Annotated in this window: 24 protein-coding genes; 18 read left to right on the top strand and 6 right to left on the bottom strand. The window is 67.3% G+C overall.

Annotation, left to right across the window (positions count from 1 at the left end; translation table 11 throughout):
* Window positions 1–12: 12 nt before the first annotated feature.
* Window positions 13–1,038 (bottom strand): agmatine deiminase family protein, encoded by a 1,026-nt coding sequence (locus AC1DES_RS05995; protein WP_476894772.1) that lies wholly within the window; start codon window positions 1,036–1,038, stop codon window positions 13–15.
* Window positions 1,035–2,066, bottom strand: a complete 1,032-nt coding sequence (locus AC1DES_RS05990) for a nitrilase-related carbon-nitrogen hydrolase (protein ID WP_476894771.1) — start codon at window positions 2,064–2,066, stop codon at window positions 1,035–1,037. Before AC1DES_RS05990 ends, AC1DES_RS05995 begins: the two co-directional genes overlap by 4 nt.
* A 257-nt stretch (window positions 2,067–2,323) precedes the next feature.
* Here AC1DES_RS05990 and AC1DES_RS05985 point away from each other — a divergent pair, with 257 nt between their 5' ends.
* The 3 genes from AC1DES_RS05985 (at window position 2,324) to AC1DES_RS05975 (ending at window position 3,979) form a co-directional block, all read left to right on the top strand.
* Entirely contained in the window at window positions 2,324–2,818 is a 495-nt protein-coding gene (locus AC1DES_RS05985) for a GyrI-like domain-containing protein (RefSeq protein WP_476894770.1), read from the top strand.
* A gap of 161 nt (window positions 2,819–2,979) precedes the next feature.
* Complete coding sequence (locus tag AC1DES_RS05980; protein ID WP_476894769.1) at window positions 2,980–3,285, top strand: DUF4193 domain-containing protein; 306 nt, start codon at window positions 2,980–2,982, stop codon at window positions 3,283–3,285.
* 148 nt (window positions 3,286–3,433) lie between these two features.
* The gene (locus AC1DES_RS05975) at window positions 3,434–3,979 is read left to right on the top strand and encodes an AMIN-like domain-containing (lipo)protein (protein WP_476894768.1); all 546 of its coding nucleotides are present in this window, start codon (window positions 3,434–3,436) and stop codon (window positions 3,977–3,979) included.
* Between the two features lie 44 nt (window positions 3,980–4,023).
* Here AC1DES_RS05975 and AC1DES_RS05970 read toward each other — a convergent pair whose 3' ends face one another.
* The 4 genes from AC1DES_RS05970 to AC1DES_RS05955 are packed head-to-tail and all read right to left on the bottom strand — an operon-like array spanning window position 4,024 to window position 7,208.
* Entirely contained in the window at window positions 4,024–4,413 is a 390-nt protein-coding gene (locus AC1DES_RS05970; RefSeq protein ID WP_476894767.1) for a flagellar assembly protein FliW, read from the bottom strand.
* Complete coding sequence (gene flgL / locus AC1DES_RS05965; protein ID WP_476894766.1) at window positions 4,410–5,297, bottom strand: flagellar hook-associated protein FlgL; 888 nt, start codon at window positions 5,295–5,297, stop codon at window positions 4,410–4,412. The genes AC1DES_RS05970 and flgL overlap by 4 nt, the downstream gene beginning before the upstream one ends.
* A 2-nt stretch (window positions 5,298–5,299) precedes the next feature.
* Complete coding sequence (flgK, locus tag AC1DES_RS05960; RefSeq protein ID WP_476894765.1) at window positions 5,300–6,709, bottom strand: flagellar hook-associated protein FlgK; 1,410 nt, start codon at window positions 6,707–6,709, stop codon at window positions 5,300–5,302.
* 10 nt (window positions 6,710–6,719) lie between these two features.
* Complete coding sequence (locus AC1DES_RS05955) at window positions 6,720–7,208, bottom strand: flagellar protein FlgN (RefSeq protein WP_476894764.1); 489 nt, start codon at window positions 7,206–7,208, stop codon at window positions 6,720–6,722.
* A gap of 304 nt (window positions 7,209–7,512) precedes the next feature.
* Between AC1DES_RS05955 and AC1DES_RS05950 the strand changes: the two genes are divergently transcribed.
* From AC1DES_RS05950 to AC1DES_RS05880, 15 genes are all read left to right on the top strand, one after another.
* Entirely contained in the window at window positions 7,513–8,676 is a 1,164-nt protein-coding gene (locus AC1DES_RS05950; protein WP_476894763.1) for a flagellin N-terminal helical domain-containing protein, read from the top strand.
* Between the two features lie 149 nt (window positions 8,677–8,825).
* On the top strand, window positions 8,826–10,157 hold the full coding sequence (fliD, locus tag AC1DES_RS05945; RefSeq protein ID WP_476894762.1) for a flagellar filament capping protein FliD: 1,332 nt from the start codon (window positions 8,826–8,828) through the stop codon (window positions 10,155–10,157).
* On the top strand, window positions 10,154–10,660 hold the full coding sequence (gene fliS, locus AC1DES_RS05940; protein WP_476894761.1) for a flagellar export chaperone FliS: 507 nt from the start codon (window positions 10,154–10,156) through the stop codon (window positions 10,658–10,660). Before fliD ends, fliS begins: the two co-directional genes overlap by 4 nt.
* Window positions 10,653–11,006, top strand: a complete 354-nt coding sequence (locus AC1DES_RS05935) for a hypothetical protein (protein ID WP_476894760.1) — start codon at window positions 10,653–10,655, stop codon at window positions 11,004–11,006. Before fliS ends, AC1DES_RS05935 begins: the two co-directional genes overlap by 8 nt.
* 148 nt (window positions 11,007–11,154) lie before the next feature.
* Window positions 11,155–11,496, top strand: coding sequence for a flagellar basal body rod protein FlgB (locus AC1DES_RS05930; protein ID WP_476894759.1), 342 nt, complete (start codon window positions 11,155–11,157; stop codon window positions 11,494–11,496).
* On the top strand, window positions 11,496–11,888 hold the full coding sequence (locus tag AC1DES_RS05925; protein WP_476894758.1) for a flagellar basal body rod protein FlgC: 393 nt from the start codon (window positions 11,496–11,498) through the stop codon (window positions 11,886–11,888). The genes AC1DES_RS05930 and AC1DES_RS05925 overlap by 1 nt, the downstream gene beginning before the upstream one ends.
* Complete coding sequence (gene fliE / locus AC1DES_RS05920; protein WP_476894757.1) at window positions 11,888–12,193, top strand: flagellar hook-basal body complex protein FliE; 306 nt, start codon at window positions 11,888–11,890, stop codon at window positions 12,191–12,193. Before AC1DES_RS05925 ends, fliE begins: the two co-directional genes overlap by 1 nt.
* On the top strand, window positions 12,193–13,821 hold the full coding sequence (gene fliF, locus AC1DES_RS05915) for a flagellar basal-body MS-ring/collar protein FliF (protein ID WP_476894756.1): 1,629 nt from the start codon (window positions 12,193–12,195) through the stop codon (window positions 13,819–13,821). Before fliE ends, fliF begins: the two co-directional genes overlap by 1 nt.
* A complete protein-coding gene (gene fliG / locus AC1DES_RS05910) occupies window positions 13,818–14,834 on the top strand; it encodes a flagellar motor switch protein FliG (protein WP_476894755.1) in 1,017 nt (338 codons plus the stop codon). The genes fliF and fliG overlap by 4 nt, the downstream gene beginning before the upstream one ends.
* Window positions 14,824–15,459 carry a FliH/SctL family protein gene (locus AC1DES_RS05905; protein ID WP_476894754.1) on the top strand — a complete coding sequence of 212 codons (636 nt, stop codon included), beginning with the start codon at window positions 14,824–14,826 and terminating at the stop codon, window positions 15,457–15,459. Before fliG ends, AC1DES_RS05905 begins: the two co-directional genes overlap by 11 nt.
* The gene (locus AC1DES_RS05900; RefSeq protein WP_476894753.1) at window positions 15,456–16,784 is read left to right on the top strand and encodes a FliI/YscN family ATPase; all 1,329 of its coding nucleotides are present in this window, start codon (window positions 15,456–15,458) and stop codon (window positions 16,782–16,784) included. Before AC1DES_RS05905 ends, AC1DES_RS05900 begins: the two co-directional genes overlap by 4 nt.
* Entirely contained in the window at window positions 16,781–17,215 is a 435-nt protein-coding gene (locus AC1DES_RS05895; RefSeq protein ID WP_476894752.1) for a flagellar FliJ family protein, read from the top strand. The genes AC1DES_RS05900 and AC1DES_RS05895 overlap by 4 nt, the downstream gene beginning before the upstream one ends.
* The gene (locus AC1DES_RS05890) at window positions 17,212–17,904 is read left to right on the top strand and encodes a C40 family peptidase (RefSeq protein WP_476894751.1); all 693 of its coding nucleotides are present in this window, start codon (window positions 17,212–17,214) and stop codon (window positions 17,902–17,904) included. Before AC1DES_RS05895 ends, AC1DES_RS05890 begins: the two co-directional genes overlap by 4 nt.
* Before the next feature lie 14 nt (window positions 17,905–17,918).
* The gene (locus AC1DES_RS05885; protein ID WP_476894750.1) at window positions 17,919–19,397 is read left to right on the top strand and encodes a flagellar hook-length control protein FliK; all 1,479 of its coding nucleotides are present in this window, start codon (window positions 17,919–17,921) and stop codon (window positions 19,395–19,397) included.
* A gap of 18 nt (window positions 19,398–19,415) precedes the next feature.
* The gene (locus AC1DES_RS05880) at window positions 19,416–19,880 is read left to right on the top strand and encodes a flagellar hook assembly protein FlgD (protein WP_476894749.1); all 465 of its coding nucleotides are present in this window, start codon (window positions 19,416–19,418) and stop codon (window positions 19,878–19,880) included.
* Window positions 19,881–19,889: the final 9 nt, after the last annotated feature.

The raw sequence follows: 19,889 nt of genomic DNA, 5'->3' as shown, positions 1-19,889 counted from the left end.
CAGAGACCTATTCTAGGAGGCAGCCGGTTGCTGTTGGGTGATGCAGTGGATGCCGCCGCCGCGGGCAAAGAGCTCGCGGGCGTCGACGCCGATGACCTTGCGCCCGGGGTAGGCGTCACCGAGGATGCGCAGTGCTTTCTCGTCCATGGGGTCCGCGAACGTGCAGGCGATCACGCCCCCGTTAACCACCACGTGGTTGATGTAGCTGTAATCGACGAAGCCGTCGTCGTCCGTCAAGGTCTCCGGGGCGGGCACCTCGATGATGTTCCACTCACGCCCGGCAGCGTCCCTGGTGGCGGCAAGGTAGCTGATGATCTGGCGGCTGACCTCGAAGTCCGGGTGCTGCGGGTTCTGCTGGGAATGGACCAGCAGGGTGCCCGGGGACGGGATGGCGGCCACGATGTCCACATGGCCGCGCGTGCCGAACTTCTCCGAATCCCGGGTCAGGCCGCGGGGAAGCCAAATGACATGGGTGGCACCGATGGTCCGCGCCAGCTCGGCTTCAACGTCTGCTTTGTCCAGCCCGGGATTGCGGCCGGGATCCAGCTGCACGGTCTCAGTGACCAGCACGGTGCCTTCACCATCCACGTGGATGCCGCCGCCCTCATTGACCAGTGCCGAAACGAGGTGGCGTGCGCCGGACCGTGCCGAGACCTCTGCGGCCACGAGCGAGTCCTTGTTCCACGCCGCCCAGTCCTGGCCACCCCAGCCGTTGAACACCCAGTCCACCGCGCCGAGCCGGCCGCCGGCGTCCAGCACGAAGCTCGGGCCGGTGTCCCGCATCCAGGCGTCATTCAGTTCGGCGGTGAGCACCTCAACGTCGGGGTGAAGGTAGCGGCGGGCGGTCCCGACATCGTCGAGGGCCACCAGCATGGTGACCGGTTCAAATCCGACGACGGCGTTCGCGACGGCGGCCCACGTGGACCGGGCGGCGTGGGCTTCTTCGTCCGTCTCGCCCAGGGTGTAGCCGCCGGTGGGGAACGCCATCCAGATCCGCTCCTGCGGCGCCGTCTCCGCCGGCATGCGCCAGCCGCTCATGCGTCCACCGCCTGGGCCAGGGGCCCTTCGCCGCCGAGCGGGGCATCGTGGCGGACCGGCTCGGTGAGCCGGGCGTAAGTGTCCGGGCGGCGGGTCGCCAGGAACGGGAACAGCGTCAGCCAGTCCCTGCGCTGGTCCAGGTCCAGGTCTGCGACGAGGACAGCGGATTCATCCCGCGGGGCTTGGGCGAGGATCCGGCCGTAGGGATCGGAGATGAAGGACGAGCCGTAGAAGTTCAGCGTCCCCTCGTTGCCCCAGCGGTTGGGGGCCACCATGAACAGGCCGTTGGCGATGCCGTTGCCCACAATTACCTGCTGCCAGAGCGGCTGGGTGTCGAAGTCCGGGTGGTCCGGTTCGGAGCCGATTGCCGTGGGATAGACCAGGATTTCTGCCCCGCGCAAGGCGTACAGGCGGGCGACTTCGGGGAACCATTCGTCCCAGCAGGTGGGCATGCCCAGCCGTGCACCGCCGAGCTCCGCGGGGGAGTGGACCTCGTAGGCGTCGTCAGCGGCCGGGCCGGGCCGGAAGAACTTGTCCTCGTAGTAGCCGGCAGTGACCGGAATGTGGAGCTTGTGCGCCCGCGCCAGGAGTTCACCCTCGGGGGAAATCAGGATGGCAGTGTTCAGGCCCAGGCCGTCGTCCGGGCCGTCCGGGTTCTCCGCCCGCTGGTACAGGGAGGCATGGACGCAGACCCCGTGCCGGCGCGCGGCATCGGCCGCGAAACGCAACGTGGGCCCGGTGAGCAGGACCTCGGCCGTGTCTGAGGGCCGGGGCCGGACGCCGGAACGCGAGGTGTCGTTCTCCGGAAGGGTGTCCGCGGGGTAGCGGGAGAGTGTGAGTTCCGGCAGGAAGACCACGGTGGCGCCCAGCCGCGCGGCCCGCTCGATGCCCTCGTCCAGCTCGGCACGCAGAATGGCGATGTCGGCATGCCAGCGGTGCTGGACCACGCCGATCCGCAGTGCCGGGCGGTCGGACGGCGCTCTCCGGGCCAGGGATGGCGGTGAATGAAGGGAGGTGATTTCGATCATCTGACTACTCCAATGAGACGGGGATCACTAAATGAATGCGGTTCATTTAGTATCGCGGCAGACGGGACCGGAGGGCAAGGGTTAAATGAATAAAATTCATTTTTGTCGAGGGGGGCGTGTCCTGCAGGCAGAGCGCCAGGCCGGCAGGCCGGCCGGCCGGTGCTCTCGCGGCCCGGGCGGTAGGCCCGCCGGTGCGCCCGCGGCCGCAGGGACGTAAGGCCCTAGTCCGTGGAAACCGGACAGCGGACTCTGGGCGTATGAGTGAAACGAATGCGGAAAAGACACCAGAGATCAAGTCCACGCAACTCAAGGAACAGCCGACGGCGGTGCTGCGCGAAACCGTCCCGATGGCCGAGCTGCGGGACTTCTTCGGCCGCGCCTTCGGGGCGGTGATGGGGGCGGTGCAGCAGCAGCACGTCCAGCTCGCCGGACCTCCGTTTGCGCTGTACCGCGGGATGCCCACCGACGTCGTCGACGTCGAAGCCGGCTTTCCGCTGGCCGCCGCCTTTGCCAGGGCCGGGGGCTCCGACACCGGGGTTACCGCCGGGACGCTTCCCGCAGGGCCAGCCTTCGAGGCCCTGCATATCGGCCCGTACGAATCGCTGCAGCAGACCTACGGCGCGATCCTGGCCCGGATGCAGGCCGAGGGCGTGACCCCCGGCGGAGCGATGTGGGAGTACTACCTCAGCGATCCCGGAACCGAGCCCGACCAGTCGAAGTGGCAGACCCTCGTCGTGTGGCCAGTCGCCTGAAAAATATGACTTGATTGCCGCGCAACGTCGTTTTTACACGCCCCGGCGACGCATAGTGTCGCTTTGAACACACTATTCTGCAACTCCGTGCATAATGACCTAAACTGCTTCACTGAGGTGCCTGAAATGGCGCTGCGCAGCAACGAAAGTGAACCCCCGCTATGGCTACCGATTACGACGCCCCACGCAACAAGTCAGAAGAAGAATCTCCCGCTGAATCGCTGGAGGCCCTTCAGGCTTCCCGTGGAGGCGGCGCCCAGACCGCCGTCATCGACGTCGATGAGAACGACACGGCCGAAGGCATTGATCTTCCCGGGGCGGACCTGTCCGGTGAAGAACTGACCGTTGTTGTTGTGCCGGAGCAGTCCGATGAATTCACGTGCGCCTCGTGCTTCCTGGTCCGTCACCGGTCCCAGGTGGCCCGCGAAAAGAACGGCATGAAGTACTGCCGCGACTGCGAAGGCTAGGAATCCGCGTCACTGGGAAGCGCCGGACCCGAAGGGGTGCCGGCGCTTCGTAGTTTAACGCTCTGGCGGCGATCCTTCCGCCGACCTCGCCGCGGGCCGCCAAGGCTCCTATTCTTGAGGTATCGCGGCACTCAAGGAGGCGGCCCAGATGAAGACGTTCCGGGTGTGGCTACTGGCCATAGTGCTGGTCATAGGATCGGGGCTGGTCTCAGCGGGCCCGGCCGCCGCAGACCCGTACTGCGGGCTGGTCTGGGGTTCGCTGGCCAAGGCGGATCCAGCCATGAGCCAGGCCAACGTCGTCAACGTCCGGACCGGGCAGCACTACTGCCTTGACCGCCTGGTCATCGACCTCAACGGACCGGTTGCGGGATACACGGTCCGCTACGTCCCCCAGGTGGTGCAGGACGGCTCGGGGCTTCCTGTCCAACTGAGGGGCCAGGCCTTCCTCCGGGTCACAGTCAACGCCCCGGCCTATGACGACAAGGGCCATGCCACGTACACCCCGACGGATCCGAAGGAATTGGCGAACGTGGCCGGCTACCAAACGTTCCGGCAGGTGGCCTGGGCCGGCAGCTTTGAGGGCTACACCAGCCAGGGGATCGGGGTCCGCGCCCGTCTGCCATTCCGGGTGTTCGCCTTGGCGGGGCCGGATGCCGGATCCCGCCTCGTGATCGACGTCGCCCACTTCTGGTAACGGCGGCGTTACAGATTCAAGCTGCCGGCTGACGGCGGTGTTTGCTAGAGCGAGCCGAGGTCGGCCCGGAGCGGGTAGTCGCGGCCGTCCAGGACGAGCTGGGTGCAGCGGCGCGTGCCGGGATTGAGCACGATCGGGGCCATGAGGTTGACCGTGGTGGATTCGGGGGAGTGGTTGAGCACAACGAGCAGCTGTGGCGCCTCTCCCGGTTCCAGTTCCAGCGCTTCCAGTGCGGCTTCCGAAATCGGCGGAGAGTAGCTTGGCGCGAATACGGCTGCGTCGGCCAGGAACAGCCGCACCGCCGCGGAACCAGCTTCGAGGGCAAACAGCCCGTGGGCGCCTTCGACACTCCGCAGCGCGAAGTCATGCACGTTCTCGAATCCCGGCATTGGCGCGGTGAATGTGACGGGGGTGTTGATGAGTGCCGTGTTCATCGGAGGAAGTCCATCAGGGTGGGCTGCAGGACCTTCGCCGTCGCGGCCAGGGCCACCTGGTAGTTGGTCTCCTGAAGCTTCAGGTCCATGATCACGCTGCCCAGGTCTGCCTTTTCTATGCCGGTCTTCTGTGCATCCAAACTGGCCCCCAGTTCTGTGTTGACGTTGCCGGCGCGATCCAGCCGCACTTGCTGCGTTCCGATTTCAGCCCGGCCGGAGATGACATTTTTCAAGGCGGCGTCCACGTCGTTCAACTTCGGAGAGATATCCGAGCCAGCCCGCAGTGCGGTCGCCATATCGCTGACGAGCTTGAAGACCGACGAGTCGCCGGCGCCGAAGATCTTTGAGCCGTCCGCATCGACGCGGATTGTCTGGTCGGCGCTGATGCGGCGTTCCACCGAGCTGTCCGCCACGCCGTTGAAAACCGACGGATCCGCCGGGCCGAAGGCGGTCGCTGTGTCCGAGCTGCCGGCAAAGATGTTGCGCCCGAGGTGCTTGGTGTTCGCGATGGAGAGCAGGTCCTGGTTCAGCCCGTCCAGCTGGATGGCGATGGCGTCCTTGGCCGTTTTGTTGAGGGCGCCGTTGCCGGCCTGGACGGTCAGGTCGCGGATCTTGTTCAACACGTTGTTGGCGTCGCCTAAGGCCGAGTCGGCGGCGGTGAGCCAGCGTCCGCCGTCCTCGATGTTTCGTCCGTACTGTGCATTGGCGGCCAGTCGGGCCCGGGTTTGCATTGCCTCCCCGGTGGCAGTGGGATCGTCCGAAGGGCGCGAGATCTTGTTGAGAGTTGCGGCCTTGTCCTGCAGCCCGGCCAGTTTCGACTGCTGGGCCTGCAGGGTGCGCTGGGCCGCCGCGGTCATGGTCAGGTTTGTAACCCGGTTCAGCATGTCTACCTTCCTACCAGTCCGGTGTGGTTAATGAGAACGTCGAGCGCTTCATCCACCGCGGTCATGACTCTTGCCGCTGCCTGGTATGCGTGCTGGTTGGTGAGCAGGCTGACGTTTTCCTCGTCCAGGCTCACGGAGGCGGAAGAGGCGCGTCCGGCCAGAGCGGAGGATTCGGCCGCGGCGCTGAGCGATTCGTGCTGCTGGGCGCCGCGTGAGAGCACACCGATCCCCGTGACCACGTTGGTCCAGAAGTTGTCCGGTGAATTCGCACCCGTGCCGAGCTGTGAGATTTTGTCGGCGAGAGTGCCGTCGAGCCTCCCCGCATCCTTGATGCCGACGCCGAGGCCCGCCGCGTCCGTGGGGACTACGGCCAGGCTGCGGGCGGCATCCGTGGCTGAGAAGCTGAAGAAGGCGCCGGCACCTGTACCGGCGGACGTTCGTCCGCCGGAGTGGAGCGCGTTAACTGCGTCGCCGAGCCGGCTGGCGAACTGGTTGAACGAGTCCGCGGCCGAGGCAAGTGGGCCTCCTTTGACGGACGTGGCCAGCACGGCGAGGGACCCGGCGATTTCGCCATCCGTAACGGCTACTGCGGTCCCTGGCCGGTCCGCCCATTCAAGCTGCACGGAAGCCCCGAGTTTGTCGGTCAATTGACTGCCCGAAAGTGCGAGGGCCCTGACCGAGGTACCCATCACGAGGGGGTTGCCGCCCACGTGGATGTCTACGGTGCCGTCGGATTGTTCCCGGACAGTGGCGCCGGTCAGCCGGGAGATGGTCTCCGTGAGCTTGGCCCGGGCGTCGATGAGTTCGTTAGCCGATCCCCCTGCGGCGAGGGTGGAGCGGATGGTGCTGTTGTAGGCGGCCACCTGCGTGGCGGCGGCGTTGACTGCCTGCACGGCTCCGTCGGCCTGGCTCCGGACCCCGCTCCACTGCGTGTCCAAAGCGGTGTAAGCGGAAGAGATCTTGGTGGCAAGGTCGTTTCCAGCCTGAAGGACCAGGCCCTTTGCGGCCGAGTCGTCGGGCTGGTTGGAAGCGCCTTGCCAGGCGGACCAGAAGCCCTGCAACGCAGAGGAGATGCCGTTTTCGCCGGGCTCCTGAAGGATCCCCTCGATCCCCTGGAGGGCGGATGACACGGCGCTCGCATAGCCGGCCTGGGCTCCCGCGGAGCGCACTCCCGCGTCCAGGAAGCTGCTGCCCAGCCGGGCGATGCCGTCCACGGACACGCCGTTGCCGGACTCCGGCCGGCCGGAGCCGAAGAGCCCCTGTGCCGGGGTGGCCAGCGCCGACTGCTGCACGCGTTGCCGGGTGTAGCCCTCGGTAGCGGCGTTGGCAATGTTCTGGCCGGCGACATTCATGCCCTGCTGGGCGGTCGTCAGCCCACGGTAGGCGGTATTCAGGGCGCCAAAGGTGCTCATGGTCGCTTCCTTAGAATTGCTTGTCGAAAAGGCGGGAGCCTGCGGTTTCCCCGGTCTTGCCCTGGGCATCGTACGTGCCGGCGGCTGCGGCGGGCCGCAGATCGGCAAGGGACTCCTGGGTGGAGCGGACCGCGGTGCGCAGGTACTGCTCGTTGGAGTCGCGCAACTCCTTGATGAGGGCCGTCTGGCGGGTCAGGGCGGTCAGGTGCGCGGTCAGGACCTCGGACCAGGCGCCCTCCGGGGCGGCCGCAGCCAGCTCGCCGAGTGAAGCGTCCGAGGGCAGGCCCCAGGTTTCGGCGACGACGGCGGCTTCGATGGTCCGCGCGAGGCTCGCCTTGAAGAGGTGCTCGAGGACCTGCTCGACTTCCTTGGTGCCGTGCGCCAGCCAGCGTGACTTGCCGGAGGTGAGGAGCAGCTGCTCTTCTTCCAGTTTGAAAGTGAGAACGTCCAGAAGTTCACGCTCCCGCCACAGCAGGGCTGAAAGTTCGTGGATGGCCATGTTCTGGACGGCTCCCTCATAAGTGTGTAGCGGTTGACAGGTGCGGTGGTGCCGGCGCGGCTATTCAATCGTGCGGACGACTCAGCCAACAGCAGGGTTCGTAGAAACTATCGGCCAGTCCGCGCCATGCGTTAGCGGGAATAAAGCGGATAAAAGGGCAGTCCTAGCGCGCGGGGCCGGATCTCGTGAACTGGGAAAACATTTTTCGGATTCCCCTTACCTGACTTGTCCGCCGGGCGATAACTACTCCTGAAGGCCCATGGATGGGCCATCGCACACCGTCCCACATCATGGAGGAAACATCATGGGAATGCAGATCAACACCAACCTGGCTGCGAACAACGCGTACCGCAACCTCAGCAACACCCAGAACGACCTGTCCAAGTCGCTGGAGAAGCTTTCCAGCGGCCTGCGCATCAACCGTGCCGGCGACGACGCGGCCGGCCTGGCGCTGTCCGAGGGCCTGAAGTCCCAGATCGGTGGGCTGACGGTTGCCGCTCGTAACGCCCAGGACGGCATCGGCGCAGTCCAGACCGCTGAAGGCGGCCTGAGCCAGACGCAGTCCATCCTGCAGCGCCTGCGCGACCTGAGCGTTCAGGGCGCCAACGACACCAACAACGCCGACTCCCGCAACGCCATCAAGACCGAGGCCGACAGCCTTGTTTCGGAGCTGGATCGGATTGGAAAGTCCACCAACTTCAATGGTGCTCAGCTGTTGGACGGCTCGAGGAACGCCACGAACCCGATGAACTTCCAAGTCGGGGCCAACGGTGACGCGGCCAGCCAGATTTCGGTTGATCTCTCGGCCGCAAACGTCTCAAAAATCGCCAACGCTCTCAAGGGTCTCGACGCGAATGGGCTTGCGCTGCCGGCGAAGAGTTCGATTGACGGTGTGAAGTTCACCGCACCAAGCACAGGCGTCTACACGGTTTCCCAGGCAGGCGGGAAGAGTGTAGACGTCACTTTGGACGGAAGCGAGGCCACCCAGGCCGCCATCGCCGCAAAGTTCTCGACAGCGCTTGGCGCCGATTTCACTGTGAGTGAAGCTGCGGCGACCGGCGTCAAAATCGAATCCAATGCGTCCGGCAATTTTGGAAGCGTAACCGTGACGGCCAAGTCCGGGACCGCCCTCGCCCAAAAGGGGTCGTCGACGAACGGCGGTGTGGCTCTAGACTTCTCGACGGCCGCGACAGCGCAGCAGTCCATCGAGCTTGTGACGGGTCAAATCACCAACGTCTCCACTGCTCGTGCATCCCTCGGTGCATCGCAGAACCGTCTCGAGTCTGCCGTTCAGACAATCAACGTGGCCAAGGAAAACCTGACCGCTTCCAACTCCCGTATCCGCGACACGGACATGGCTGAGGAAATGGTCAAGTTCACCCGCAACAACATCCTGTCCCAGGCGGGCACGGCCATGCTGGCGCAGGCCAACCAGACCGGCCAGGGTGTCCTGCAGCTGCTCCGCTAGGTCGTAGACCAGGAATCAGTCCGCTGATTCCTCACGCCAGGTAGTTCAGGAAAGCTCTTAGCGCCCGGGGAGGGAAACCTCCCCGGGCGCTAAGCAGCACCGGGCGACCTCCAGCCCAGATGTCAATTTTTTCAAAGGAGTTGTGAATCGTGGGACTCTCCATCGACGGCCTGTCCAGCGGGCTGGACACCACCAGCCTGATCAACTCCTTGATGACCCTCGAGGCGGTGCCGCAGGCCCAGCTGAAGAGCCGGGTGGCGGATGTGCAGTCCAGCATCTCGGCGTTTCAGGGCCTGAATGCCAGCGTGGCCGACCTCGCGTCCAAGGCCTCGAAGGTGGCTCTGCCCAACGCCCTCGACCTCTACTCCGCGACGAGTAGCTCCGTATCTGTCACCACGACGGTCGGTGCGGGCGCCAGCTCGGGATCCCTGGACTTCACCGTGGATCAGTTGGCTGGCGGGCAGGTCTCAGTAAGCCAAGCGATGACGGCGTGGCCATTTTCCACGATGACCATCAACAGCGGGGGTAAGACCGTCACAGTTACCCCGGCCAGCACCTCGATGGACGACGTCGTAGCGGCCGTCAACACGGCCGGTGCCGGAGTGACGGCCAGCAAAGTTTCGGTGGGCGGAGGACAGTTCCGGCTCCAGTTCACCTCGACGACGACCGGCAGCGCCGCCGCTTTTACGATCGGCAACCCGGACGGTACGGCCGCGGCCTTGACCGATGTGAAGACCGCCCAGGACGCGAAAATCAGGCTGTGGGCAGGCGTCCCCGGGCTTGAACAGCCGATCACCTCCTCGTCGAATAAATTCGACGCCATCATGGCTGGCGTCTCGCTGACGGTTTCAGAGGTTTCCGCCACCCCGGTGCACGTTGCCGTCGCGCGGGACTCGGACCAGATCAGTAAGACAGCCTCGGACCTGGTGGGCGCCGTCAACACTGTCCTGGCCCAAATCTCGACCAAGAGCACCGTGGTGGCTAGTACGGATGGTGCGGGTAATCCGATCACGTCCGGCGGTCCCTTCACCGGCGACAGCACGGTCCGTTCGGTGAATGACGCCATCCTCAGCGCAGCGTCGCAGCCCGTCAACGGACGGTCCCCGTCCGAGATCGGCATCGTGCTGACGAAGACCGGAACCATGCAGTTCGATTCCGCCAAATTCGCCGACGCCATGGCGAAGGACCCCACCGCAACCATGGCCGCCGTCGGGGTCATTGCCGGCCGCGTGGCGGACGCCGCCAAGCAGGCCTCGGATCCCACGACCGGGCTGCTGACAACCAAGATCCTCGGGCAGCAGTCCGACGCCAAGGACATCAACAACCAGATCGCCAGCTGGGACGAACGGCTGGCCATGCGGCGAGCTACCCTCCAGCAGACCTATTCCGCCTTGGAAGTCGCGCTCAGCGGCATGAAGGCACAATCATCCTGGCTGACGGCCCAGCTGGGCGGAGCCACTTCAGGAAGCAGCGGAGCATGACCAGCACCCCCTTCGGCTACGGCAATGCCGCCCAGCGCAACCAGTACCTCGCAGACTCGGTTCTCTCTGCCCCGCCGGCCCGACTCCTGACCATGCTCTACGACCGGCTCCTGCTGGACCTCGGCCGGGCCCAAGCGGCCCAGGAAGCAGCGAACTGGTCCGTCGCCTCAGAGAACCTCATCCACGCGCAGGCCATCATCACCGAACTGTCCTCGTCCCTGAGGACTGACACCTGGGACGGCGCCGACGGACTCCTGGGGATCTACAACTACGCCGCCACGGCGCTGGTCAACGCCAACATCCAGCGCAACCCGGCCCTGACCAGGGAAGCGATCGACCTGCTCGAGCCCTTGCGCCAGGCCTGGCATGAGGCCGCCGCGGCGGCTCCGGCCCCCGCGGCAACGCCGGCATTCACGGCTCCGGCGGCGACGCCTGCCTTCGCGGGAACCGGGGCCTGGAACACCCAGCCCGGAACCGGTGGCGGGAGCCTCGGTTTTGGCTGAGCAAACGGACACCACCCTGGCCGCCTGGACGGTTGTCCTGGACGTGCTCGAAATGGCCGTCCAGGCCGCCGAACGCACCCTGAAAGATCCGCTGGGCCCCCTCGCCGGCCCCGCGGGGTTCGCGGCGGAACCCCGGCCGGAAAAACGCTGGGCTCCGCCGTCGCTGGCCGGCCCCCTCCCCGCGGAAGCCCGCCGTCGCGCCGTCGCCCTCGCAGCCGCGCAGGAACGGGTCGCGCGCCGGCTGGAAGATGTCCGGAACGACGTCTCCCGGCAGCTGCAGGCCGTGTCCGCTGTCCCCGGTGTCGCCGAGCCCTCCCGGGCTGTCTATCTAGACGTGCACGGCTGAGAAGACCGGGCTCCGAAGAACCCGAAAAACTCGTTTCATATTTCCCCTAACGCGGCGCTGACCAGTGCCGATAACCACTGTAAGAGCACGGATCGCTCGCATTTCGGCCACGGATCGGCCACACCCCACCTTTCCCAGGCAGGACACTGTGCTCGAATCCGTGACCTCCGCCGCTTTGACCAGCGCCTTGAACGGGCTGTCACTGCGCCAGCGGACTATCGCGAACAACATCGCGAACGTCAACACGCCGAACTACCACGCGCAGCGCGTCAGCTTCGAGGACGCCCTGGCGCAGTCGGTACAGTCAGGCGATGGCCATGTCCAGGCCACCACGGCGGCGTCCCTGGAACCCACCCAGCTGAACGGCAACAACGTCAACCTGGACACCGAAACGCTGTCCAACATCGACACCGTGCTGCGCTTCCAGTTCGCCGCACGGGCCGTCACGAACGAGTTCACCGCCGACCGCGCCGCCATGAGGACGAGCTGATGACTTTCGACGCAATCGGCATCGCCGGCTCAGCCCTGACAGTGCACCGCAAGTGGCTTGACGCCGTCTCGGACAACCTCGCCAACATGAACAACGTGTCCCGCACGTCCGGGCCCGCTTTCCAGGCCAAGTACGTCGAAGCCGCCGAAGGCTCCGAGGGCACCGGCGTGTACGTCAAGAGCACCCCGCTGGGCAGCGGCACCGGCCGGATCGTCTACCAGCCGGACCACCCCCTGGCGGATGCCAACGGCAACGTGAAGTACCCGGACATCGACATGGCCGAACAGATGGGCGCGCTCATCGTCGCCCAGCGCGGCTACCAAGCCAACGCACAGGTGGTCGACCGCGCCCGCGAGACCTACATGGCGGCCCTTGAGATTGGAAAATCCTGATGCCTATTTCCCCGATCGCCCCCGTCCAGGGGGTTCTGCCCACGGACTACATCTCCGGGACCAGCCCCGCCACCGGCACGGACGGCTCCGGCTTCGCCGCCTCCCTCTCCGGTGCAGTGGATAACCTCCAGCAGCTGCAGTCGACGTCGAACCAGCTCGCCGTCTCGGCCGTCACCGGCAACCTGGACGACATCCAAAACGCCACCATCGCGGCCACCCGGGCACAAGTGACCCTGGAACTGGTGGCATCCATGCGCAACAAGGGTGTTGACGCGTTCAACGAGATCATGAGGATGCAAGCCTGATGCCTCCGCAGATTACTGGCTTCTTCCAGCGGTTCGGCATCGGGCTCAAGGGCTTCTCCGCCGGCCAGCGCACCATCGCCGTGATCGGCGCAGCCCTGCTGGTCGTGGGCATCGTGGCCCTGTCGGCCTGGCTCACGCGCCCTGCCTTGACACCCCTGTTCTCCGGCCTCAAGAGCGCCGATGCTAGCGGCATCGTGGACCAGCTCAAGAAGGACAACATCCCCTACGAGCTGAGCGACGGGGGCGCCACCATCCTGGTCCCGCAGGAGAAGGTCTACGACGAGCGCCTCAAGGCCGCCGCCGCCGGCCTCCCGACGGCCGCCGCCACCGGGTACTCCCTGCTGGACAAAATGGGTGTGACCTCCTCTGAATTCCAGCAGTCGGTCACCTACAAGCGGGCGCTCGAAGGCGAACTTGCCAGCACGATCTCGGCCATGGACGGCGTCAAGACCGCCGCTGTCCGCCTGGCCATCCCGGAAAAGACCGTCTTCGTGTCCAAGACGCCGGACACCACGGCCTCGGTGTTTGTTGAGACTGCCGCCGGGACCACCCTCTCGAGCGACAAGGTGCAGGCAATCGTCCACCTCACCTCGGCCGCCATTGAGAACCTCAAGCCCACCAACGTCTCAGTCGTCGACTCCCAGGGCAACGTGCTCTCCACGGTCGGCGGCGCCGCCGCAGGTTCGTCCACGAAACAGGCCACCGACTACCAGAACCGCACGTCCGACGCCGTGAAGGCTGTCCTGGACCGCGTGGTGGGCCCCGGCAACTCCACTGTTGCGGTGGCCGCAGACGTCACCGGCGAATCCGCGCAGCAGAAGAGCGAAACCTTCTCCAACACGGACGGGGCGCTTCCGCTCAGCGAGTCTTCCAAGACCGAGAAGTACACCGGATCCGGGGGAGGGGCCGCAGGGGTCCTCGGCCCCGACAACATCGCGGTGCCCGGCGGAACGAGCGGAAACGGCAACTTCGATTCCACCACCGCCACGAAGAACAACGCCGTGAACAAGGTCACCGAAGACCGTGTCATCCCGGCCGGGGCCGTGAAGCGCCAGACCATTTCCGTGGCCGTCAACCAGTCCGCCGCCGGGGGACTGAACCTCGCCTCGCTGACCTCACTGGTCACCTCCGCTGCCGGAATCGACAAGACCCGCGGCGACGTCGTCACGGTTGAGGTCGTGCCCTTCAGCACCGCGGCCGCCGACGACGCCGCGAAGGCGCTCGCCGCGGCGAAAGCCGACGCCGAAGCCCAAAAGCAGTCGGAGTTCTTCGGAACGCTGATCACCGCCGGCAGCATCCTGCTGGGACTGCTGATCCTGGCGCTGATCATCACGATCGTCCTGCGCCGCCGGCAGAAGCGCGAACCCGTGGACCTGGGCGAACGCCTGGACCTGGAAATGATGCCGGTCATGCCCGCCGTCTCGGCGCTTCCGGCCGCCGCGCCTGCGACGTCGGCGATCCCCATGACTGCGTTGCCGCCGCTGCCGCCGCGGCCGCTGCCGGGGCCCCCGCCCGAGCAGATCGAGTCCGAGCGCCGCCGCTTTGAGATCGACAGCATGGTCGCCGCGAACCCGGAAAAGGCCGCCGACTACCTCCGCAGCCTCATGGAAGACAGGCAGCCGGTATGAAAACAGCCGACTCGACCCTGACCGGCACGCAGCGTGCCGCCGTCGTCCTCATGCAGATGAGCCCGGCGAACGCTGCCAAGGTCATGGCCCAGTTGACGGACTCCGAGGCCGAGGAAATCGCGGCGGAGATCGTCAAGCTCCGCAAAGTGGATTCGGACGTCGCCGAGCAGATCATGAAGGATTTCCACCACGCCGCGCTGTCCAGTCCCCGGCAGGCGCGAGGCGGCCGGGAACTCGCCGAGGGCCTGCTCGCGGCGTCCTTCGGATCCGAAAAGGCCGCCGGACTGATCAACCGACTGACCGTCAACATGGCCGGCAGGTCCTTCGAATTTCTCGAAGACATTGAACCCGTGCAGATCCTCGCCCTGATCGACGGGGAGCTGCCGCAGACCATCGCGCTGGTCCTTGCGCACCTCAGCCCCCGGAAGGCATCAGCGGTGATGTCGGGGCTGCCGGGGTCCCTGCGGGCCGACGTCGCCCTCAGCATCGCCACAATGGGTTCCGGCGCGCCCGAAGCGATCGGGATCGTGGCGGAGACCCTGAAGCTGCGCGGCGGCGCCGCCGTCTCGCAGCAGGCCTCCAAGGTGGTGGGCGGCATCCAGCCGTTGCTGGAAATCATCAACCGGACCGACGCCGGCACGGAGCGTTCCGTGCTGGACGGACTGGACCTGCTGGATCCGGAACTCGCCGTGGAGATCCGGGCCCAAATGGTGACATTCGAGGACATCGTGAAGCTGGAACGCCGCGACGTCCAGCTTGTCCTCCGCGGTCTGGACACGGCCGTGCTGGCAGTCGCCATGAAGGGAGCGTCGGAAACCGTCCTGGAAACCATCACCACCAACGTCTCCGGCCGCAACCTGGAGATCCTCGAATCCGAGATTGCAGCCCTGGGGCCGTTGCGCACCTCGCAGATCGAGGAGGCCCGCGCCGCCGTCGTCCGGTCGATGCGCGAGCTCGACGCCGATGGCCAGATCACCATCCAGCGTGGGGACGAAGAGGATTATGTCTACTGACAGCGCCCCGGCGCGGATCGTCTTCCCCTCGCTGCGCGCGAGCGGTCCGGCCGCCGAGCAGGCCGGCTACACCGAAGGCCATGCCGCAGGCTACGCGGCCGGCGTCCGCGCGGCCGCCAAGGAACAGCGCCGCTGGCGGGACAGGATGGCCGCCGAACAGGCATCTTCCCTGGCCGCCGGACAGCAGGACCTGGACCGCGCCGTGCGCGCACTGTCCGTCGCCCGGAACGATTTCGCGCACCGCAATGTGCAGGCCCTGCACGAGACCGAAGAGATCCTTGCCCGCACCGCATTGGAACTCGCCGAGGCCATCCTCGGCTATGAACTCGCCGACGGCACCCGGACGGCACGCGCCGCCCTGGACCGGGCCCTCTCCGGAAACGATGCCGCGACGGTCCTGGCGATCCGGCTGCACCCGGCGGACATTGCAGTCCTTGCGAAGGAAGGCCAGGACCTGCCCGCAGGCCTGCCGCTCATGGCGGACCCGTCGCTGAGCCGCGGTGACGCCATAGTCGAATACCAGCAGGGCTGGCTCGATGCGAGCCTCGGAAGTGCCCTGGCCCGCGCCCGCGCAGCCCTCCTGGGAGAGCAATGGGACGACCGCGTAGCCGGAGAACCCGCATGATCGACCAGTGGCGCCCCAAAGGTGCCGACTACGCCGCCGCCCTCGCCGCCGCGGCACCCCAGCGGGTCGGCGTCGTGACCTCCGTTATGGGCCTGGGCCTGGAAGTGTCGGGACTGGACTGCGCCCTGGGCGACCTCGTGACGGTGGGGGAGAACCCCGGCCTCGACGCCGAAGTCGTCGCCGCGCTCGAGGGCTCCGTGCGCTGCATGCCGCTGGGCCGGCTCGCCGGAGTGGCAGCAGGGGACCCGGTCCGGACCAAGGGCAGCGCCGTGCTGGTCCCCACCGGACGGGGGCTCTTCGGCCGCGTCATTGACGGGCTCGGACGGCCCATCGACGGCAAGGGCCCGCTCACCAGCGGCCCCCGGGTACCGATCGACAACGAAGCCCCGAACGCCATGAAGCGCGCCCGCATCGACACCGCACTCCAGACCGGCGTCCGGGTGCTGGACACCATGACGACGCTTGGCAAAGGCCAGCGCATGGGACTCTTCGCCGGGTCAGGCGTGGGAAAGTCGTCCCTGCTCTCCATGATCGCCCGCGGCACGGACGCCGAAGTCTCGGTGATCGCCCTCGTGGGGGAGCGCGGCCGCGAAGTCCGGGAATTCCTGGAGGACGACCTCGGAGCGGCCGGCCTGGCGCGCTCGGTCGTCGTCGTCGCCACCTCGGATGAGCCCGCCCTGATGCGCATGCGCGCGGCCTTCACCGCCACCCGCATTGCCGAATCCTTCCGCGACGAGGGGCAAGACGTCGTCCTCATGATGGACTCGCTCACCCGCGTCGCCATGGCCCAGCGCGAGATCGGCCTCTCCGCCGGGGAGCCCCCGGCCACCCGCGGCTACCCGCCGTCGACCTTCTCCATCCTGGCGCGGCTGCTGGAACGCGCCGGCACCGCCGAAACGGGGTCCGTCACCGGCATCTACACCGTGCTGGTGGACGGCGATGACCACAACGAACCGATCGCCGACGCCGCCCGGTCCATCCTGGACGGGCACGTGGTGCTGGACCGCAAGCTCGCCGTGACCGGGCACTTCCCGTCCGTGGACGTGCTGGGATCCGTGTCGCGCGTCGCCACAAAGGTCAACTCCCGGCCCCACCTTGAGGCCGCGGCCTCGCTGCGCCGGGTGCTTGCGGCCCGGAAGGCCGCGCAGGACCTGATCGACGTCGGCGCCTACCAGGCGGGCACCAACCCGTTGGTGGACGCCGCCCTGAACCACGAGCAGGACGTGAACAGCTTCCTGCAGCAGCCGATGGGGGAATCCACCGCCCACCCCGAGTCGTGGCTGCGGCTCGAGAACCTCACGTCGATCCTGGGAGCAGCAGCATGAACCGCCAATTCTCACTGGCAGGCCTCCTGCGCCTCCGCCAGCTCCAGCAGGACCAGGCCGCAACCGGGCTGGCCCGCGCCCGCTCACGCTCCAGCTCCGTGCGGGCCCGGGAAACCGCCGCCCGCCGCGAGCTGTCCGCGACCGACGACCCCATCTCGAGCTCGGCCTCCCTGCGTGCCGTTGCGGCCGCCCGGTCCTCCTCGCACAGCATGCTGGCGGACCTGCAGAACCTCGCTCGTCTTGCCGAAACCGATGAAGCCGCCGCCCGCGAGGAGTTCATCGCCGCCCGGACCCGCTCGGTGGGACTCGAAAAGCTGCAAGCCCGGCACAACGCCGAGGTCAACACCGAGGACCTGCGCGCCGAACAGTCGGCGCTGGACGAGATTGCTTCCACCATGTGGCACCGGGACGAACCGCAGGTGAAGTCATGAGCATGACCGAAGCGATCGGCAGGATGCAGGGCATCCAGTCCATGATTGCCGAATTGACCCGCCCTCCGGCCACCGAAACAGCTGCTACAGCCGTGAAAGCCGCCGCGGTATCTTCCCTCGCGACCGGAACCGGCAGCGATAACGCCGCTTCCTTCACCCAGGCGCTCACCGTGGCCTTGGGCGGCACGACAGGAACGGATGCCTCCTCCCTCACGGACGGGCTGGGACTGGGAAGCACGACGGCGTTGGGAACCGCGCTCAAGGGCATTACCGCACCGGCCACCGTCCCCGGCACCGCCCCCGCGGCTGGCGCGGCCACGGGTAACGACGTAGTGGCGATGGCCAAGAAGTACATCGGCGTGCCGTACGTCTGGGGTGGCACCAACCCGGCGACCGGCATGGACTGCTCAGGATTCACCCAGCGGGTCTTCAAGGACCTGGGCGTCGATATTCCGCGCGTGGTCAGCGATCAGATGCGCCAGGGCACGCCGGTGGCCTCCCTCGCTGAGGCCAAACCCGGCGACCTGCTGGTGAGCTTCGGCGGCAACCACGTTTCCATCTACCTCGGCAACGGAAAGGCGATCGACGCCCCGGTGCCCGGCAAGACCATCCAGATCCGTGACGCTTGGGAGCAATACTCCAACCTGACCTCCATCCGGCGCATCGTTCCCGCAGGGACGGCGTCGTGAAGGGCGCGGCTCCGATGGACGTCACCTCAGCGCTGGCCTCCGCACCGGTTCACGCCCGCGCGCAGCACGGCGGGCGCTCGCGGCCGGAGACCGGGACCGCGGACGCCGGCTCCTTCGGCGCCGTCCTGAGCGACGTCCAGGGCGCACCGGGCACCGGTTCGGACAAGACGGCGGGCAGTGCCCTGGACGTCGGCGCGCCGTCGGCCGATAAGAAAGCCGACCACGATTCTGCCGTTCCGGCACCGGACATGGCCTCGACCGCTGCTGCGTCCTCTGACGGCACGGTCATTGGCATCACGGCCGTCAACGCGCCCACCTCGGTCGCCGGCTCCCCGCCGCCTGCAACCCCCGCCCAGCACGGCGCGCCGCTGGCCGCGGCCGGGCCCGGGACGCCCGACGTCCAGGACGTGTCGACGTCCCCGGCCGGTGCGACGGCGCCCCTGACAGCGGCCGTCGCACCGGCCCCCGGACTGTCCGACCCGCGGCTTTCACTACCAGCTCCCACAGCGGCGAAGAGTCTGTCTCCGGCTGAGAGCGCGACCGCTGTCCCGGTTGGCGCCGCGCCTGCGCCGCACACCGCTGCCGTGCAGCCACCGGCGGCAACAGGCTCCGTCATTCCCTTCGGGGCTGCCGGCCCAGCCGCCCCGGGCACCCCGCCGAATGCAGTCCCACGTGCCGTGGGGGCCACGGGTGCCGTTGGCGCCCCGGTGACAGCACCGATGCGGGGCATCATTTCGGAGGCCAGCCCGACGCCGACGGCAACGGCTGCCGGCGACGGCGCCACCTCAGCCTCCACAGCAAGCTTCCCTGGCGCCGTTCCGGCCGAAACCAGGCCCTCCGCCAGCGCGGGCCCCGATAAGACCGCTGCGGGCAACACGGCCCCGGCAGTCCCTACCGCCGCGCTCGCCGCAGGCACGGCGGCCCCGGCCACGACGCCGGCTGGCCAGCCGCCGTCGGCTTCCGTCCCGTCAGCAGCGCCACAGCCGGCCCCGGCCGCGCCCCAGGCCGCCCAGACCCTCCAGCCGCAACTCGCCAAGCCGCTCTTCACTCTGGCCGGCGCACCGCACGGACAGCACGTCATGACCCTCAAAGTCAGCCCCGAGGACCTCGGGCCGCTGACGGTCCGGGCGCATATCGGCGCCGCTGGTGTCCGGATTGAGATCTTCGCCCCGGGCGACGCGGGACGCGATGCCGTCCGGGGGATCCTGCCCGAGCTCCGCAAGGAACTCACCGACGCAGGCTTCGGCGCGAGCCTGGACCTCTCCGAGCACAGCGGACCGGGCGGCGCAGGCCAGGACCGCGCAGGCCAGGGAACGGCTGGCCAGGAGGGCGCCGGCGCGGACCCCGGCGGGAACAACGCAGGCCGTGGCGGACGCAACGGATCGGGCGAACCCCGCCCGGGCAGCCGCTGGGACGCACTGGCCGACGCAGCCGCCCTGCGCAGCGCCAGGACCCTGAACGGCCCCCAGGCCACCCTCGACATTCTTGTCTGACACGAAGGAACGCGACTCATGACGATCCAACCCATCGCATCCCAGCCCATCGCGCCGCAGCTGGTCACGCCTCAGCCGGTCGCCGGCGCAGGTGCCACCACCGCGCCCTCCGCCGTGCGGACACCCGTGCAGAGCATGGACGCAAACGTCTTCATGACGCTGCTGGTGGCCCAGATGAAGAACCAGAACCCGAGCGCGCCCATGGACACCAACCAGATGATGAGCCAGACCATCCAGCTCTCCATGATGGAGAAGACGACCGAAATGACCACCAACAGCAAGGAGGCATTTTCCCTCCAAATGCGGTCCGCCGCAGCCCAGCTGATCGGCCACACTGTCGACTACACCCTCGGCGACGGCACCACGGGCACCGGCCTCGCCGGCTCGGTGTCCTACGCCGGAACAGTTCCGACCGTCAAGGTCGGCGCTCTTGCCATCCCCCTCGACTCCATCACCGGGCTCACCGCGCCGGCCGCTTCCTGACCAGTTCTC

Source organism: Arthrobacter sp. 05T442 (assembly GCF_056395945.1).
Note: the sequence above shows the minus strand (reverse complement) of the source record. Positions and strands in the feature narration are given on the sequence as shown.

Excerpts from the sequence above, each read along its gene's own strand:
- AC1DES_RS05995 (WP_476894772.1), bottom strand. The coding sequence starts at position 1,038 with ATGAGCGGCTGGCGCATGCCGGCGGAGACGGCGCCGCAGGAGCGGATC.
- AC1DES_RS05990 (WP_476894771.1), bottom strand. The coding sequence starts at position 2,066 with ATGATCGAAATCACCTCCCTTCATTCACCGCCATCCCTGGCCCGGAGA.
- AC1DES_RS05985 (WP_476894770.1), top strand. The coding sequence starts at position 2,324 with ATGAGTGAAACGAATGCGGAAAAGACACCAGAGATCAAGTCCACGCAA.
- AC1DES_RS05980 (WP_476894769.1), top strand. The coding sequence starts at position 2,980 with ATGGCTACCGATTACGACGCCCCACGCAACAAGTCAGAAGAAGAATCT.
- AC1DES_RS05975 (WP_476894768.1), top strand. The coding sequence starts at position 3,434 with ATGAAGACGTTCCGGGTGTGGCTACTGGCCATAGTGCTGGTCATAGGA.
- AC1DES_RS05970 (WP_476894767.1), bottom strand. The coding sequence starts at position 4,413 with ATGAACACGGCACTCATCAACACCCCCGTCACATTCACCGCGCCAATG.
- flgL (WP_476894766.1), bottom strand. The coding sequence starts at position 5,297 with ATGCTGAACCGGGTTACAAACCTGACCATGACCGCGGCGGCCCAGCGC.
- flgK (WP_476894765.1), bottom strand. The coding sequence starts at position 6,709 with ATGAGCACCTTTGGCGCCCTGAATACCGCCTACCGTGGGCTGACGACC.
- AC1DES_RS05955 (WP_476894764.1), bottom strand. The coding sequence starts at position 7,208 with ATGGCCATCCACGAACTTTCAGCCCTGCTGTGGCGGGAGCGTGAACTT.
- AC1DES_RS05950 (WP_476894763.1), top strand. The coding sequence starts at position 7,513 with ATGGGAATGCAGATCAACACCAACCTGGCTGCGAACAACGCGTACCGC.
- fliS (WP_476894761.1), top strand. The coding sequence starts at position 10,154 with ATGACCAGCACCCCCTTCGGCTACGGCAATGCCGCCCAGCGCAACCAG.
- AC1DES_RS05925 (WP_476894758.1), top strand. The coding sequence starts at position 11,496 with ATGACTTTCGACGCAATCGGCATCGCCGGCTCAGCCCTGACAGTGCAC.
- fliE (WP_476894757.1), top strand. The coding sequence starts at position 11,888 with ATGCCTATTTCCCCGATCGCCCCCGTCCAGGGGGTTCTGCCCACGGAC.
- fliF (WP_476894756.1), top strand. The coding sequence starts at position 12,193 with ATGCCTCCGCAGATTACTGGCTTCTTCCAGCGGTTCGGCATCGGGCTC.
- fliG (WP_476894755.1), top strand. The coding sequence starts at position 13,818 with ATGAAAACAGCCGACTCGACCCTGACCGGCACGCAGCGTGCCGCCGTC.
- AC1DES_RS05905 (WP_476894754.1), top strand. The coding sequence starts at position 14,824 with ATGTCTACTGACAGCGCCCCGGCGCGGATCGTCTTCCCCTCGCTGCGC.
- AC1DES_RS05900 (WP_476894753.1), top strand. The coding sequence starts at position 15,456 with ATGATCGACCAGTGGCGCCCCAAAGGTGCCGACTACGCCGCCGCCCTC.
- AC1DES_RS05895 (WP_476894752.1), top strand. The coding sequence starts at position 16,781 with ATGAACCGCCAATTCTCACTGGCAGGCCTCCTGCGCCTCCGCCAGCTC.
- AC1DES_RS05890 (WP_476894751.1), top strand. The coding sequence starts at position 17,212 with ATGAGCATGACCGAAGCGATCGGCAGGATGCAGGGCATCCAGTCCATG.
- AC1DES_RS05885 (WP_476894750.1), top strand. The coding sequence starts at position 17,919 with ATGGACGTCACCTCAGCGCTGGCCTCCGCACCGGTTCACGCCCGCGCG.
- AC1DES_RS05880 (WP_476894749.1), top strand. The coding sequence starts at position 19,416 with ATGACGATCCAACCCATCGCATCCCAGCCCATCGCGCCGCAGCTGGTC.